The organism is Prochlorococcus marinus XMU1404 (assembly GCF_017696175.1).
Lineage (GTDB): Bacteria > Cyanobacteriota > Cyanobacteriia > PCC-6307 > Cyanobiaceae > Prochlorococcus_A > Prochlorococcus_A marinus_X.
Genome location: NZ_JAAORE010000002.1, coordinates 137,371 through 151,879, shown reverse-complemented (window position 1 = coordinate 151,879; position 14,509 = coordinate 137,371). Strand labels below are relative to the sequence as shown.

The following is a 14,509-nucleotide window of genomic DNA, read 5'->3' as shown; positions in this document are numbered from 1 at the left end:
ACTATAAAAGGCTTTTATGCCTAGCTGTACTGTCTCAAAGACAGTACTACCTAGATTGAAGTTTTTGTATAGCTGTTTGCTTGTCAATACTTGGCACATCGCTTAAACCATTAGCGTCAAACCAAGGGGCGCTAGCCCAGTCGAAACCTTCTCCAAATGTATTATCAGGTGAAGTTATATACCAATGACAGGAAGCATCAGGTACATCAACTGAACATTTTGACCAATCATCTGACCACTGAGGGACTTGCACCCATAGCAGTGAAGATAGCAATAAAGTTAATACGTTTATCATGATTACAATGTTACAACATCAGATGTTTTTTTTAAATTATTACTTATTTCATATAAGACTTATATATAGACTCATATATAGTCTTATTCAAGATAAGTGATACACCTAGTTCCTCAGTTTTGTATTAAATCTTTTCTCAACTTTAGAAATGATATTCGTGTGTATTTGGGAAATATCTGAATCTAGTAATGTTTTGTCTTTATCTCTATAAGATAATCGAAATGTATAACTTATAGAATCTTCTCCAAGATTAATATCTTCAAAAACATCAATAAGATTTACATCCTCTAACAGATTCTTACCTGTTTTCTTTATTTCTGATGTAATTTCGCTAATTAAGTATTTCTTATTGAAAATAAAATTAATATCCCTTTCCATTTTTGGTACGGTTGGATATTGCTTAAATAATGGGATCCATTTATTTTTCCTAGTACTTGCTGCAAGGAGATTGGCTAAATTTAAACTAAATAAGTAAGTATTTTTTAAAGCTTTCTTTTCCAATATTAGTTTTGGATGAACTTCACCAAAATATCCTGAATCCTTGCCTTCAATAAATAACTGCGCTGATCTTCCAGGATGTAAAAAATCAATTGAATTAATTGGCTTATCATCAATTTTTATATTCAAGCATGACAGAGCTTCCTTTAATTTTCCTCTGGCCTGGTAATAATTAAGATAATTATCTTTACTTGAATTAGCCCAATTCCCAAATTTTCTATTGCCAAAAATTGCACCATTTAAAATTTCTTTTTGAATAAATTCTGAACTTTTAAAGAAAACATTTCCAATTTCAAAAACATAACAACTTGTCTGTCCAGCTTTAAAATTACGATTTACAATATGCAGGTGTTCTTTCCAAATATTGTTTCTAAGACAGCTAGTTTCTTTTAGCAAAGGGTTTGAAATCCTAATAAGTTCATCATTATCTTCTGGAACAAGTGAATAACTAAGAACCTCATTAAAACCACTTTCCATGAAACCATTTTTTATCTTTCTCAATGCCAATTGATCAGGTGACAATTTTCCTGGCTTAATTGGACTAGGTAGGTTTAAATCGAATCTGTCATAACCTATTAATCTTGATATTTCTTCAATTAAATCAATTTCTCTTATTAAATCTTGTGATCTATTAGGAATTACAGCAACATCCCACCCGTATTCTTTATTTTTTAAATTACAGCCTATGAGTGTTAATTTGTCTACTATTTCACTATCAGATAAATTTCTTTTATCAAACTGATCATTTATGATAATTGGACCAAGAATTTTGTGAATACGATTTCTTCGTAATTTAATGTAAGTACACTCATTAGTTATTAAACTCGAAGTATTAATAGTTGGTAAATTAATTCCAAAAAATTCCTCTAAAATATTAATTGCTCTAGTGATAGAATTGATAGTATTTTTTGATGAAATTCCTTTTTCATATCTGCTACTAGATTCAGTTCTTATTCCAATCTCCTTTGATGATTTTCTTATTGTAACCGGATTAAAAACAGCGCCTTCGAGATAAATGGATGATGTAGTAGTCGATACTGAAGTTTCTAAACCACCAATTACCCCTGCAATAGCAACTGGTTTATTAGAACATGTTATTACGGTAATGTTATTGTTTAAATCGTACTTATTCCCGTCCAAGCATACAAGGCTTTCGCTATCTGTGGCTTTTCTCACTGAAAAGTCATTTGAAGAAACTTCCTTTCCAATTAAATTTGATAGTTTATCCTTATCGAATGCATGCAAAGGTTGGCCTTGTTCTAAAAGAATGTAGTTTGTTATGTCAACAATAAGATTTATAGATTTTATACCTGATTTTTCTATACGATCCTTAAGCCATCTTGGTGATAATTTATCTCCATTGACTCCGTCAATGCTGGTTATTGTATATAGACAATTTGATGTTATGGCTTCAGGGCATAGTTTAATATCATTAAGTAAGTTAGTACTATATTTATTATTTAATTCTGGAAAATTTAATTTTGTTTCTAAGAGAGCAGAAATTTCTCGTGCAATACCAATTACAGACATCCCATCAGGCCTATTAGCTGTAATTGCCAAATCATACACAAAATCATCTAATCCTAGAAACTTAGACGCAGGAGTTCCTAGAACATATTTTGAGGCTAATTCTTCATCAATAATTGCAATGCCATCGCTAGAATCTTCTATGCCCAATTCTTGCAATGAACATATCATTCCTTCACTAAGTACACCTCTAATTTCGCTTCTTTTAATTGTTAAATTGACAGCATTTAATTCTGCTCCGACAGTAGCAATATAAACATAAATATTTGGTTTAATATTGCTTGCACCACAAATAATTTGTAAATTCTTTGAATTGCCAACATCAACCTGGCAAATAGAAAGTTTTTTAGATTCTTCATGTTTTAAAACAGTTAAAACCTTACCTAAAACGACACCTTTTACATTCTTTGAACAATCTTCTAGTGATTCAACCTCAAAACCACCGATAGATAATTTTTCAGAGAGATCTTCAGGAGTAGAATTTATTTCGACTAATTTTTTTAACCAATTTTGAGAAACTTTCATATATATTTTTTTTTCGGTGATAATTTAATAATAGAAATATCTTCAAAATAGTTTGTTGAAGATGTACAATAGAAAATTATACATTAACGTATTAATTAAAATGGCAAAAAAAGGGACGAGAGTTGTAGTAACCCTGGAATGTACTGAAGCTAGAACAAGCACTGATCCTAAGAGATCTAATGGTGTCTCAAGATATACTACCGAAAAGAATCGTAGAAATACAACTGAAAGATTAGAACTGAAAAAGTTTAATCCTCATTTAAACAGAATGACAATTCACAAAGAAATAAAGTAATTAAATCAAATCATGCCTAATTCAATTTTCAAAAAACAATTATCACCAATCAAACCTGGAGATCCAATTGATTATAAGGATGTAGAACTTCTAAAGAAATTCATAACAGAAAGAGGTAAAATATTACCCAGAAGAATGACTGGGTTAACTTCAAAACAACAAAGAGATTTGACATTAGCCGTTAAAAGAGCACGAATTGTAGCCCTACTACCATTCGTGAATCCAGAAGGCTAGTAGATATTGAATATAGTTTGCTCCCTATTTAATATTTAAATATTTGAGAGATTTAACTAATTTAAAAACCTATATTATTGATTCTGAAGATCCACATGAAGTAGATGATGCTATCTCTCTTGAAATAAAAGATGGGAATGTAAAAAATCTATGGATACATATTAGTAATCCTTGTAAGCTATTTTTGCAAGATTCTAATATTGACCTTGATGCAAGAAAAAATAATAGCAGTTTGTATTTAATAGATCAATATGTTCCAATGCTACCCATTGAAATTATTGATAAAGCAAATTTAGCTCAAAATAAAATTTCAGAAACTATAAGTGCAGTAATAGAATTCAATGAAGATGGCTCAATAGATAATTATGAAATAATTGAAGCAATTATAAAACCTAAATATCAATTGACATATGAAGATGTAAATGAAATTTTAGAACTAGAACCTAAAGAAGAAATTGAATTGGTTGAAATAAAAAATTTATTAGAAAAAAGCATTATTTTTAGAAAAAAACAAGGAGCTATAATCATTGAAAGTCCTAATAGTAAAATAAACAAATGTAAGGATAAAATTATAATAAATAAAATAGAAAAAACAATCGCTCAAATTATTGTTGCTGAAGCAATGATATTAATGGGTTATGTAACAAGTTTGTTTTTAAAAAAAAGTAATTTAGCGGCTGCATATAGATCACAAAAAATTAATTGTAATCCATTCGAAATTCTTAATAAATATAAAGATAGTGAGATAAAATATATATTACTTAAACAACATATGGGTAAAAGTTATATAACTACAAAGCCTAATAGCCACGAGTCATTGGGTCTTCCATTATACGTACAATGCACATCGCCACTTAGAAGATATTTAGATTTAATTATGCAAAGACAGGTATATAATAAAATTAATAATTTAGAAAATATAAGTAATAATTCAATTTCAAAATTAATTGATTATTCAAGAAATAGACAAATAGAGAATAACAATATCTACAAAAATAATAAATTCAAATATTTGTCAGTATTTTTTAAAATTGAGAATAAAACTTTTTATAAAATAATATTTGTTAAGTGGATCAACTATAAAAGAAATATTGCTTTAGTTTACTTCCCAGAATATTCACTCGAAATAATTATTACTCTTTTCGTATCAATAGATCTATATATTAATAAAATTTATAAAGTAAAATTTAATATAAGTGATAATAATCTTTTAGAGTTTATTTATTAATTAGAAATTTAAACAATAACTTATTATCAGTTTAATAATATCTGTTAATATTGATAAAAAAGCTTTATGAGTTTTGTCATTACTACTCCCTTATATTATGTAAATGACAAGCCTCACTTAGGTAGTGTATATACAACAATAATATGCGACGCCATAGCTAGATACAAGAGGCTATTAGGAGAAGATGTTATTTTTATAACTGGCGTTGATGAACATGGTTTAAAAATTCAACGAACAGCAAATGAAAAGGGTATTAAACCAAAGATTCATTGCGATGAAATTTCAGAAATTTTTCACAATAATTGGAAAAAATGGGATATATCTTTTGATAAATTCATCAGAACAAGCTCCAATAATCATGAGTTAGTTGTTAATGAATTTTATGAAAGAGTAAAAAGATCCGATGATATTTATATGGGCGTGCAAAAAGGTTGGTATTGTGTTGGCTGTGAAGAATTTAAAGATAATCCAGAAAACTCAGCAACATACAAATGTCCGATACATCAAAAAAATTTAGAATGGAAGAATGAGGAGAATCTGTTTTTTAGGCTGTCTAAATACCAACAACAAATTGAGGAAATAATAAATGAACCAACATTCATAGAACCAATTGAAAGAAAAAATGAAATTATAAACTTTGTTTCTAGAGGTTTAAAGGATTTTTCAATCTCAAGAACAAATATCTCATGGGGAATTCCAGTCCCTGGTTACGATAATCACACCTTTTACGTATGGTTTGATGCATTACTTGGATATGTAAGTGCTATTAGTTCTAATTCTACAGATAATTTTTTGAATAATTCAATTAATGGAGGTTGGCCAGCTGATATTCATTTGATCGGTAAAGATATACTTAGGTTTCATGCCGTCTATTGGCCTGCAATGCTTATTTCCGCTGGTATGAAGGTTCCTAAAAAAGTATTGGGTCATGGTTTTCTAACTAGGGAAGGTCAAAAAATGGGTAAAAGCATAGGAAATGTCCTTGACCCAGACTTATTGCTATCTAGATATGGTAATGATCCTGTTAGATGGTACTTAATTAAAGATATATCACTCGGAAATGATGGAGATTTTCAAGACAGAAGATTTGTTGACATCATCAATAATGACCTTGCTAATACAATTGGAAATTTATTAAATAGAACATCATCTATGTCTAGAAAGTGGTTTGATAATAAAGTGCCTAATAATGAAAAAAGATCAATTGAAAATAAATTAGAGAATTTAGCCAAAATTGCTGTAGAGAGCTATATAAATAAATTTAATAATTACAAAATAGATTTAGCTGCTAATGAAGTGCTTAGCCTTGCAATTAACACAAATTTATATTTAAACGATAATCAACCTTGGCTTTTAATAAAAGAAAGAGATAACTTACCTCTTGTTAAAGAAATTATTTATAACGTATTAGAAAGTACAAGGATAATAGGATTATTATTACAGCCTTTGCTGCCAGAATTATCATCAAAAATAAATGATCAACTAGGTTCTTTATACAAAGATAATATCCCTTGGGAAAAACAACTAGAATGGGGGATATTAATTAGTAATTCAAGCCTTCCTAAACCCACTCCAATTATAAATAAGCTTGAATATGAATAACATACATAAATTAATAATTTTACTTCCTGTTTTTGTTCTTGGATGTACAACTAACGTAATTGAGAAAAATAAAGTAGTTCAAAAAATAAATAGTTTAGACATGAATATTTTTTCTAAGAAAGGAGAGAAAATATATTCCATAACAAGTCCATATTCAAGTTTTGATAAAAATAAATTAAAATTCCAATTACAAAAAACAACAATAAATATTTTTAAAGGGGAAGAAACTAAATATATTATAAATTCAGACAAATCGACATTATCAGACAATAATAAACTCCTTGAATTAACAGGGAATGTGAAACTAAAAACTATTAAGGAAGATGAAGATATCCTATATTCTGATTATTTTATTTGGAATATAGAAGAAACAAACTATTTATTAGAGGGAAATATAAGATTTGAAAATAAAAATATCATCTTAAATTCAGAAAAAGCAAAGTTGGATTCAAATAACATAATTGAATTTTTCAGTCCAGTAAAATATATTATTAAAGATGCTAATAACAATAATAAATATGAAATAAATTCTGAAAATGCCTTCTATAATCTCAAAACAGAGTCCGTAAGTTTTAAGGCAAATAATAAAAAAGTCCGCTCAATAATTTATTTTTAAATATTATTTTTGGAAAAAACATTATTAATCTTCTTTGACCAATTATTTATCCATTTTTCATCAGACTTAGTAAAACATTTTGTACTCCAACCTCCAATCAAAATAAATGCTTTACTATTTATAGGTACAATTAAAATAGATGGTATCTCGGGACAAAAGTTATTAAATTCATCTTTTCCTGGGTAAAATTTAGTATTTGCTAATGATATTAATTTCATATCTTTTATTGCTCTATAACAGGTTTCACCAGGAGTAAACTTATTCCTCGAAGTAATTCCTCTTCTCAATATATTTACCCCATCATTATGTATTAATATTGTTGCTGCTGCAGTAGAGGTTAATATCGCTTCAGACCCCCATGCGAGTTCCTCAATAACTTCCTCCGGTATGTTTTTATCAAAGAGAAATTTATTTTCTCCTTTAAGATCAGTTTTCACTCCAGCTAAGGGGTCAAATTGTTTAAATAAGAAGCCTATCAAGATAACAATTAGTGAAGCTATAGCAGCTAATACTTGTGCTCTCTCTAGCTCAGGAGTAATAATTTCTATTGAAAAGAAATTTACTATTTGAAAAATAAAAAGTATCGTACCGATAATTATTAAAGATTTCCCGTTAAATCCCATATATAAAATTAGTTAATCTTATCTAAATTATGCAAATTTTATATTGTTTAGTAATTTTAAAGATACTCAAACATATCTTTTTTAATATATAATTAATCAAAAAGATTAAAATGAAATCAAACATAAATAGATATCTATTTTCTTTCATGGTTTTTGGTTTAATATTAATCCTTACACCTCCAACTACCTTTGCAAAAAGTATCAGTGATATAAATAACCTTTTTGTCGTCACACAACAAAACACAACTATAAATTACGAAAAAAGCCAGCCTTCATCAATTGATAATCCTGTAGTGGATCCAAACTTTAATGTCATGAGATCTAAAGATACTGAAAGTTCAACTGCTACTTATATAGTAATTGGTTTGTTAATTGCTGCTACGATTATTCCTTTAGCAACTTGGTGGTACTTCTCTAAATAAGACAGCATTTATGAATGCCAACAATTCAAGTCTTACTAATGATTTATCTCATATTATCTTTATTACAGGTGGAACAAAAAGTGGCAAAAGTGAATTTGCAGAACACTTAGCAAAGAAGACAAAGAAATTATCATATATTGCCTTATCTGAAATCAATATTGAGGATAAAGAATGGCAAGAAAAGATTAATTTACATAAAAAAAGAAGGCCAAAAGATTGGAAATTAATTGAGACAAGAAATCTTTTAAATATATTATGCGAAGAAGAAGGTCCATTATTAATAGACTCGATAGGTGGTTTTGTGATGGAAAGTATTAATAAAGAACAAGAAGAATGGTCAACAAAATTGGATTCACTTATAAGTCTTTTAATTAAAAGAAAAAGCATAACATTTATTGTTGGAGAGCAAGTAGGTTGGAGCTTGGTCTCAGAATATAAAATTGGTAATACTTATATTGAAAGGATAGGCGAGCTTCAAAAGAGAATAACCAAAATATCAAAGGACAATTGGCTTGCAATAAACGGCAGAGCAATCAAAATAGACGAAATAAGTTTAGAAATTCCTACTTAAAATTGGAAGTCGCTCTTTTTGAACCTAGAATTCCACAAAATACAGGTAATATTGCCAGATCATGTGCTGCATTTAACATTCCATTAAATCTTATAGAGCCCTTAGGTTTTAAAATAGAAAATAAATATCTGAAAAGAGCAGGATTAGACTATTGGCCTTTAGTTACTGTTAATAAGTACGGGAACTTTAACAAATTTTTAGAGTCAAAATCTAAAAAAAGAATAATTGCGTTTAGTAAAAAAAATGGGTTGTATTTGAACGATTTTAAATTTCAGAAAAATGATGTTTTGCTTTTCGGTAGAGAAGATACAGGTTTACCAGATTGCATTATTAATAAAAGCGACTTTTTAATATCTATATATATGCCAAATTTAAAACCTAGCACTAATAATCAGAAAGGAGTTAGAAGTTTAAATCTTTCTGTAGCATGTGGTATTGCAATTTATGAGGCTCATAAACAATTAAATTTTAAAAATGATAATTAATTACAAATAATGTCTTACAATATTTTCATGTCTCGGTAGCTCAGCTGGTTAGAGCGGCGGATTCATAGCCCGCAGGTCGCGTGTTCAAGTCACGCTCGAGACACTTTAAATATTTTCAATCAGATCCCCATTGTAAATTTTAAAATTCTAGAACTGGCACAAACAATAATGTTCGATTCAGCTATTACAGTCTTAGACTAAAATAAACTAAATAAAAAGTATCCTAAAGCAAGGTTAGTTTTTCTTGATGATAGTTTTAATACTTTTCAACACGTCGCAAATAGTCTTCTGACAATAATCCACGGGATGACAGAAAATAGGGCCTGGGATCTAACCATTAAAGTAGACAAAATAGGTTCGGCTGAAGTGTGGAAAGGTAATCTTGAAAAGGCAGAGTTATATCATGAAAAACTTTTCAGCAAAGGATTAAGCATTGCGCCTATTGAGAAAACATAAAATTTTAAGATTCTCAATAGATTTATTGACTATAAATTAGAACCACTAAAAAGAAAAAACTTAAAAATAAAAAGCAAAAAAAGATAAATTTTAGAGTTTTTTTTTCTGACTATAGAAGCTTTATTGATGTTTTAGGGAATCAGCCTACTTTTATGTTGTCAAGGAAGGACTAAAAATGAATTAAAGACTGGTATTTGCAGTAATTGTTAGTTAATTTTGAATAAGAGATAAGAAATTTAGTCTTGGAATTAATTTCAAAAAAATCAATATTTATTATTGCTCCAAGCTTAATAGCTGAATCTTTATCGCTTAAGTTAACTTCACTAGACGAAAATTTAAATATTTATTTTAATAATGGACTAGATGACACAACCCCTGATTTAGTTATATGGAATATTCTTAATTTCCAATCAGAGGATCTTATCAGGTTAGAATTGTTAAAATTAAGGGAAAGGTTTGATGAGTCAAAGATTCTAATAATACTTTCTGGTGAACTCTTTTACGAAGCTAAGAATTCTCCATCTTTAAATGCTGAAGGTTTTCTTTTAAATCCAAGTGCGGAAAAAGTTCTTGAATCTATAAAAATTATTTTAAATGAAGGACGAGTATTTGATATAGATAATAATTACAGGGTTAAATTAAATAAAGATAAGCCTCTTTCTTTTAGTCAAAAAATCCTAACTTCAGGTCTAAAACAAATAGACATTGAGATTAACTATATATTCAAATATGTTAATTCTGATGCAACTCCAGAATTTTATAAATTTATTTTAAAGGGAAGATTAAGAGAACTTATTACTGCTAAATCATTTCTTATTTTTATATGGGGTAATTCACTAGAGATTTATACAGAGGCAATTTACTCTGAAAATAAAATTAATCTTGAGAATAAGAATACTATATTCATTAAAGATAAGAATACTATAGAAATTTGGAATTTAATTTTCAATAGGCTAAAAGAAAGATATAGCTCAAATAACTTGCAGGTTGAATTTAATAATTCATCAATAATTCTTTCTGGGATAAAGAAAGAGTTTATTTCACGCTTAATATGTAAAATGTTAGATGAGTTAGATAATTTAGTAAAAAATATTAAGGAAAATTATAAAGATAAGGATTTTAAAGATGATTTAAATTCTCTTATAAAAGAACTTAAAGTTAATACAATTTCAAATATCACAGACGGTTATTTTAGATTAAAAAAAGGAGGCGAGTCTATTTCAATAAATGACTATATTTATAGTGAAGTAAGTTGTGAAGATATAGATAGAGAATCTCATGAATCAATAATGTTTATCGAGCCTATTATTAAAAATGAAGCTCTTGAATATAATGGGAAATTATTACCTCTATATGAAACAGAATCTTTTTTAATACTTGAAAATATTATTTCAAATTGGACAATAAGGAACTGTAATTTATTAGCTTCTGAAATCTTTAATATTTGCTCTTCCTGGCCTGAACTTAGAACTTTACTTATAAATCCCGAATTACAGTCAACAAGAAATTTTGAAAGATTTAGAAATAATATTAATAACTACAATCGTTGGCATGACAATATTTATATGCCCATCTACTTATATGAGAGTAAACGAGAATATATTGATATTATCGAGAAAAAATTTGTACGATACTTTAAAAATGAAAATAGAGAGCAGGAATTAGAGAATCTAGAATGGTTACAAAAACAAGTTACATTGTTAGTTGAGATAAGAGATGCAGTAGCACCTCAGTTAGAAGTTGCGGTAAAATACATCGGTAATCTTTTTGTAACTTTCTTAACAAAAGTCGTAGGCAAAGCTATCGGTCTAGTTGGGAAAGGAATCCTGCAAGGATTAGGAAGATCAAGTTCAAAGTAAGTTTTTAAACTTTAATGAAAATAATTCAATGGATCCTTATTACATTAATCTTCTTAAGTCCGTATAAAGCGAATGCCTCTAGAGACACTAATAGTTACGATGGGAACATCTTTCCTATATATGCAGGCAATGGAGCAATAGTTCCTCCTCAGACAACTCTTCAGGAATCATTAAAAAATAATAGAGTCTCAGTTTTATTTTTTTATCTTGATGACAGTTCTGATAGCAAAGCTATGGCTCCGATAATATCCGGTTTAGATTTGATATGGAGAAATAGTATAGATATTATTGCTTTAACTACAGATGAATTACAAGATAGAGAAAAGTCTGATCTCACAAATGAACCGAGTAATTATTGGAATGGGTTAATACCACAAACCATTATTTTTAATAGTGATGGCGAAGTTAAATATGATCAAAATGGAATGATTAATATCGATGAATTAAACAAAGTTATAAGCGAACTAAAAGGAATTAACATTAAAGATACTGAATTTTCCTTAGAAAGTTTTAATGAATACAACAGTATAATTTCTGAAAAAAAAGATTAAAACAAATATTAATTAACTAAAAATGATATTAATAAATACCCTCTTAGTTCTTTTAATTTTTTTAATACTTTCTGACTTATATATTAAGAACTCTCCTAAATCAAAGTTAAATCTGGTACCGATAAATTACAAAATCAAAAAAAAGGATGGTTTAAACGAATTAACTATTGATTTAAAAATAACTAATACTAGTAAAACCAAAGAGACTATGATATCTAATATAAATTTTGAATTAGATTTTTTTAAAAGTAAGGGTAATGAATATTGCAAAAATTTAAACTATCAAGAAGATATTTTTATATACGATAATGAAAAAGAAAAAAATTTAAATAATTACTGGCCAACAACGATTATCAAGTCAAATTCAGAATTATTTGTAAGAATAATATATAAATTTAGCAATAATAATTTTAGGGAAAAAATAAAATATCTATGGCTAAAAGTATTTTGGGAGAACTATGGTCATTTTGGTATTTCAGAAAATAAGGATTGTTTGTTAATTAATTTAGATGGTCAAAAACAAAGGACGAACGAAGTTTCTGAAATTCCAATAAATAATAAATATAAGGCTTATGCTATTAAAACTGATTTACTTGGTTGCTTTGATGACCCAGTAAATACTGTGATTAAATACTGTAAAGGAATTGTAGAAAAAAATGATATTTTAACAATCGGTGAGAGTCCACTTGCGATTATGCAAAATAGATATATTGCCCCTCAAAATTTAGAATATAGTTTATTTTCGATAGCATTATGTTATTTTTTTCACCCTACAAGCAGTCTTGCAACAGCTTGTGGCATGCAATTATTAATAAATAGAATTGGAGTCACAAGAATAACCTTTGCATTAATTGTTGGATTTATCTTTAAATTAGTTGGAATTAAGGGTATGTTTTATAGATTAACTGGTTCAGAATCATCTCTCATTGATGATATAAGCGGTACAGTAAGTCCTTACGACAAAAGTATAGTTATGGGTCCTCTCAATGCAGATTTATTTTGTAAGGAGGTCTCGAAATATCTAAATATAGATGTTGCAGTTGTCGATGTTAATGATCTTGGAGGTGTAAAAGTTTTAGCAAGTTCAAATAAGAAAGTAAATAAAATACTTAAAAGAAACCTAATATCTAATCCAGCTGGCAATGGAGATGAAAAAACTCCTATAGTGTTAATAAGAGAAAAAAAGTAAATGAAAAAAGATACCTCTAATTCTTTTCAGTCAAAAAAAGAAATGAAAGTAACTTTTGAAGAACTCCATATACGACACATTAACCTTTTAATAGATATCAAAAATAAGAAATTGAATAATTGGTTCTTAAAGATGGCAATTATAAATACCTTTGATGACTTAAAAATTTTTTTAAATAATCTTAAGAAAAATAAAAATAAATGTATAATTGCTATTTCTGGAAACGAAATTATTGGTTATTTGAATATTTTTCCTTTAAACAAAAAAAAGACTTGCATAAAAATATCTAAGCCCAAGTTAATTATGGGCAAATGTTCTTTAACAGATAAACAATTAACTTTAGGATTGTTAAAAAAATCTATCTCAATAACAGACATCAAAACTTCAAGTTGGGTAATTAACTCTGATATAAACAATGTTGATCTTATATCAAGCTCAAGAGAATTAGGCTTTCAACCGTTAGGAGAGATAATACTTTGGGATGGTTGTGATCTAAATAAATCTATAAAGCAAAATACCCAAAGCTACGCCTTTATTAATGAATTCCAAAAAATTAATCAACAAAATATATTGAAAATAGTGAATTTCATAAGATCAAATCAATCACCCTTAATAAGAAATATTTTAGATTTTAATCAAGACGATATCCTTAAAAGAAATAACTCTAAAAGTGGTGCCTTAATATATGAGAATTCTGTTTTATGTACAATTTTAAAAGATATTAATTATCAAAACGAAGAAATTTATACTTTAACAATAAATAAATTTTGGGATAATAGATTCAATCCTATTCTAAATGAATTTATAAAAGTTTTTTTTAAAAAATCTCCTATGTCGTATCTAAAAACTTATAAAGAAAATTTTCAATTAAATCTTTTTCTCGAAGAATGTTATCTGAAAGAAAAAAATCAAGAAATCATTCTTGTCAGAAACACAATTGTTAAGAATGAAGCCAAACAAGTAAATAAAATAAATCAATCTTTGGAATCTATCATTGAAAAATTAAGTCCACAAGGTAATCCATATCCATCTCCTTTTCCATTAAAAACAAAGTGAAATTCTGCAAACCCAAACCCAGGTCAATTTTAAGTTTAGATGTAGGTACCAAAAGAATAGGATTGGCTTATTGTGATCCTCTATGCATAACATCAAATATACTTCCAGCAATAAAAAGGTTTGAAAATAACCTTGAGGTTAAAATCATTAGAAATCATATACAAGAATTTAACTTGACTGGATTTATTGTAGGTCTTCCACTTGATGAGCAAGGTCAAATGACCGCTCAGGCTATAGACTGCAAAAAATATGGCCAATTACTTTCTAATGAATTAAAGCTGCCATTTTCTTTCGTCAACGAACACAGTTCAACTTGGGAATCTTCAAATAGATATGGAATTAAAAAAGATAAATCTGGATTGATTGATAGTTTTTCAGCAAAAATAATACTTGAACAATGGATCGAAGAAGGTCCTGAATTAGAAGAATTAACTGGTAAAGCTCAGATAAAATATTAGTATTAAAATAATTAGATAA

16 protein-coding genes, 1 tRNA gene and 1 pseudogene are annotated in these 14,509 nt (G+C 27.9%); 15 read left to right on the top strand and 3 right to left on the bottom strand.

Annotated elements, in window-relative coordinates; translation table 11 throughout:
- Positions 1–46 precede the first annotated feature (46 nt).
- Together HA144_RS04475 and pheT are read right to left on the bottom strand one after the other, a co-directional pair.
- Positions 47–295, bottom strand: coding sequence for a hypothetical protein (locus HA144_RS04475; protein ID WP_209042904.1), 249 nt, complete (start codon positions 293–295; stop codon positions 47–49).
- A 105-nt stretch (positions 296–400) separates the two neighbouring features.
- Positions 401–2,845 (bottom strand): phenylalanine--tRNA ligase subunit beta, encoded by a 2,445-nt coding sequence (gene pheT / locus HA144_RS04470; RefSeq protein ID WP_209042902.1) that lies wholly within the window; start codon positions 2,843–2,845, stop codon positions 401–403.
- A 100-nt stretch (positions 2,846–2,945) separates the two neighbouring features.
- On the opposite strand from pheT, the gene rpmG reads away from it, so the two are divergent.
- From rpmG to lptC, 5 genes are all read left to right on the top strand, one after another.
- Positions 2,946–3,140 (top strand): 50S ribosomal protein L33, encoded by a 195-nt coding sequence (rpmG, locus tag HA144_RS04465; RefSeq protein WP_002805540.1) that lies wholly within the window; start codon positions 2,946–2,948, stop codon positions 3,138–3,140.
- Positions 3,141–3,152: 12 nt separating this feature from the next.
- Positions 3,153–3,374 carry a 30S ribosomal protein S18 gene (rpsR, locus tag HA144_RS04460; protein WP_002806014.1) on the top strand — a complete coding sequence of 74 codons (222 nt, stop codon included), beginning with the start codon at positions 3,153–3,155 and terminating at the stop codon, positions 3,372–3,374.
- A gap of 43 nt (positions 3,375–3,417) precedes the next feature.
- Positions 3,418–4,602 (top strand): ribonuclease catalytic domain-containing protein, encoded by a 1,185-nt coding sequence (locus HA144_RS04455; RefSeq protein ID WP_209042900.1) that lies wholly within the window; start codon positions 3,418–3,420, stop codon positions 4,600–4,602.
- A gap of 66 nt (positions 4,603–4,668) precedes the next feature.
- Complete coding sequence (metG, locus tag HA144_RS04450; protein ID WP_209042898.1) at positions 4,669–6,204, top strand: methionine--tRNA ligase; 1,536 nt, start codon at positions 4,669–4,671, stop codon at positions 6,202–6,204.
- Positions 6,197–6,820, top strand: a complete 624-nt coding sequence (gene lptC, locus HA144_RS04445) for an LPS export ABC transporter periplasmic protein LptC (protein WP_209042896.1) — start codon at positions 6,197–6,199, stop codon at positions 6,818–6,820. The genes metG and lptC overlap by 8 nt, the downstream gene beginning before the upstream one ends.
- On the opposite strand, the gene HA144_RS04440 is transcribed toward lptC, so the two are convergent.
- Positions 6,817–7,443, bottom strand: a complete 627-nt coding sequence (locus HA144_RS04440; RefSeq protein WP_209042894.1) for a cofactor assembly of complex C subunit B — start codon at positions 7,441–7,443, stop codon at positions 6,817–6,819. The genes lptC and HA144_RS04440 overlap by 4 nt on opposite strands.
- 110 nt (positions 7,444–7,553) lie before the next feature.
- On the opposite strand from HA144_RS04440, the gene HA144_RS04435 reads away from it, so the two are divergent.
- The 10 genes and pseudogenes from HA144_RS04435 to ruvX all read left to right on the top strand — a co-directional run bounded on the left by HA144_RS04435 (position 7,554) and on the right by ruvX (position 14,490).
- Entirely contained in the window at positions 7,554–7,865 is a 312-nt protein-coding gene (locus HA144_RS04435; RefSeq protein ID WP_209042892.1) for a fusion glycoprotein F0, read from the top strand.
- A gap of 10 nt (positions 7,866–7,875) precedes the next feature.
- Positions 7,876–8,436 (top strand): bifunctional adenosylcobinamide kinase/adenosylcobinamide-phosphate guanylyltransferase, encoded by a 561-nt coding sequence (locus HA144_RS04430; RefSeq protein ID WP_209042890.1) that lies wholly within the window; start codon positions 7,876–7,878, stop codon positions 8,434–8,436.
- A gap of 2 nt (positions 8,437–8,438) precedes the next feature.
- Positions 8,439–8,921, top strand: a complete 483-nt coding sequence (locus HA144_RS04425; protein WP_209042888.1) for a tRNA (cytidine(34)-2'-O)-methyltransferase — start codon at positions 8,439–8,441, stop codon at positions 8,919–8,921.
- A 29-nt stretch (positions 8,922–8,950) separates the two neighbouring features.
- Positions 8,951–9,024 (top strand) — tRNA-Met (locus HA144_RS04420).
- Between the two features lie 65 nt (positions 9,025–9,089).
- Positions 9,090–9,377 (top strand): annotated as a pseudogene (locus HA144_RS04415) (ATP-dependent Clp protease adaptor ClpS).
- 242 nt (positions 9,378–9,619) lie between these two features.
- Positions 9,620–11,236, top strand: a complete 1,617-nt coding sequence (locus tag HA144_RS04410; protein WP_209042886.1) for a DUF3685 domain-containing protein — start codon at positions 9,620–9,622, stop codon at positions 11,234–11,236.
- A gap of 14 nt (positions 11,237–11,250) precedes the next feature.
- On the top strand, positions 11,251–11,787 hold the full coding sequence (locus HA144_RS04405) for a thylakoid membrane photosystem I accumulation factor (protein WP_209042884.1): 537 nt from the start codon (positions 11,251–11,253) through the stop codon (positions 11,785–11,787).
- Positions 11,788–11,809: 22 nt separating this feature from the next.
- Positions 11,810–12,976 (top strand): hypothetical protein, encoded by a 1,167-nt coding sequence (locus HA144_RS04400; protein WP_209042882.1) that lies wholly within the window; start codon positions 11,810–11,812, stop codon positions 12,974–12,976.
- Positions 12,977–14,032, top strand: a complete 1,056-nt coding sequence (locus tag HA144_RS04395; RefSeq protein ID WP_209042881.1) for a hypothetical protein — start codon at positions 12,977–12,979, stop codon at positions 14,030–14,032.
- Positions 14,029–14,490, top strand: a complete 462-nt coding sequence (gene ruvX, locus HA144_RS04390; RefSeq protein WP_209042879.1) for a Holliday junction resolvase RuvX — start codon at positions 14,029–14,031, stop codon at positions 14,488–14,490. Before HA144_RS04395 ends, ruvX begins: the two co-directional genes overlap by 4 nt.
- Positions 14,491–14,509 lie beyond the last annotated feature (19 nt).

Bases quoted from the DNA above. Each gene is read 5' to 3' on its own strand.
- HA144_RS04405 (WP_209042884.1), top strand. From the start codon at position 11,251: ATGAAAATAATTCAATGGATCCTTATTACATTAATCTTCTTAAGTCCG.
- rpsR (WP_002806014.1), top strand. From the start codon at position 3,153: ATGCCTAATTCAATTTTCAAAAAACAATTATCACCAATCAAACCTGGA.
- metG (WP_209042898.1), top strand. From the start codon at position 4,669: ATGAGTTTTGTCATTACTACTCCCTTATATTATGTAAATGACAAGCCT.
- rpmG (WP_002805540.1), top strand. From the start codon at position 2,946: ATGGCAAAAAAAGGGACGAGAGTTGTAGTAACCCTGGAATGTACTGAA.
- HA144_RS04430 (WP_209042890.1), top strand. From the start codon at position 7,876: ATGAATGCCAACAATTCAAGTCTTACTAATGATTTATCTCATATTATC.
- HA144_RS04400 (WP_209042882.1), top strand. From the start codon at position 11,810: ATGATATTAATAAATACCCTCTTAGTTCTTTTAATTTTTTTAATACTT.
- HA144_RS04395 (WP_209042881.1), top strand. From the start codon at position 12,977: ATGAAAAAAGATACCTCTAATTCTTTTCAGTCAAAAAAAGAAATGAAA.
- lptC (WP_209042896.1), top strand. From the start codon at position 6,197: ATGAATAACATACATAAATTAATAATTTTACTTCCTGTTTTTGTTCTT.
- HA144_RS04440 (WP_209042894.1), bottom strand. From the start codon at position 7,443: ATGGGATTTAACGGGAAATCTTTAATAATTATCGGTACGATACTTTTT.
- HA144_RS04435 (WP_209042892.1), top strand. From the start codon at position 7,554: ATGAAATCAAACATAAATAGATATCTATTTTCTTTCATGGTTTTTGGT.
- pheT (WP_209042902.1), bottom strand. From the start codon at position 2,845: ATGAAAGTTTCTCAAAATTGGTTAAAAAAATTAGTCGAAATAAATTCT.
- HA144_RS04475 (WP_209042904.1), bottom strand. From the start codon at position 295: ATGATAAACGTATTAACTTTATTGCTATCTTCACTGCTATGGGTGCAA.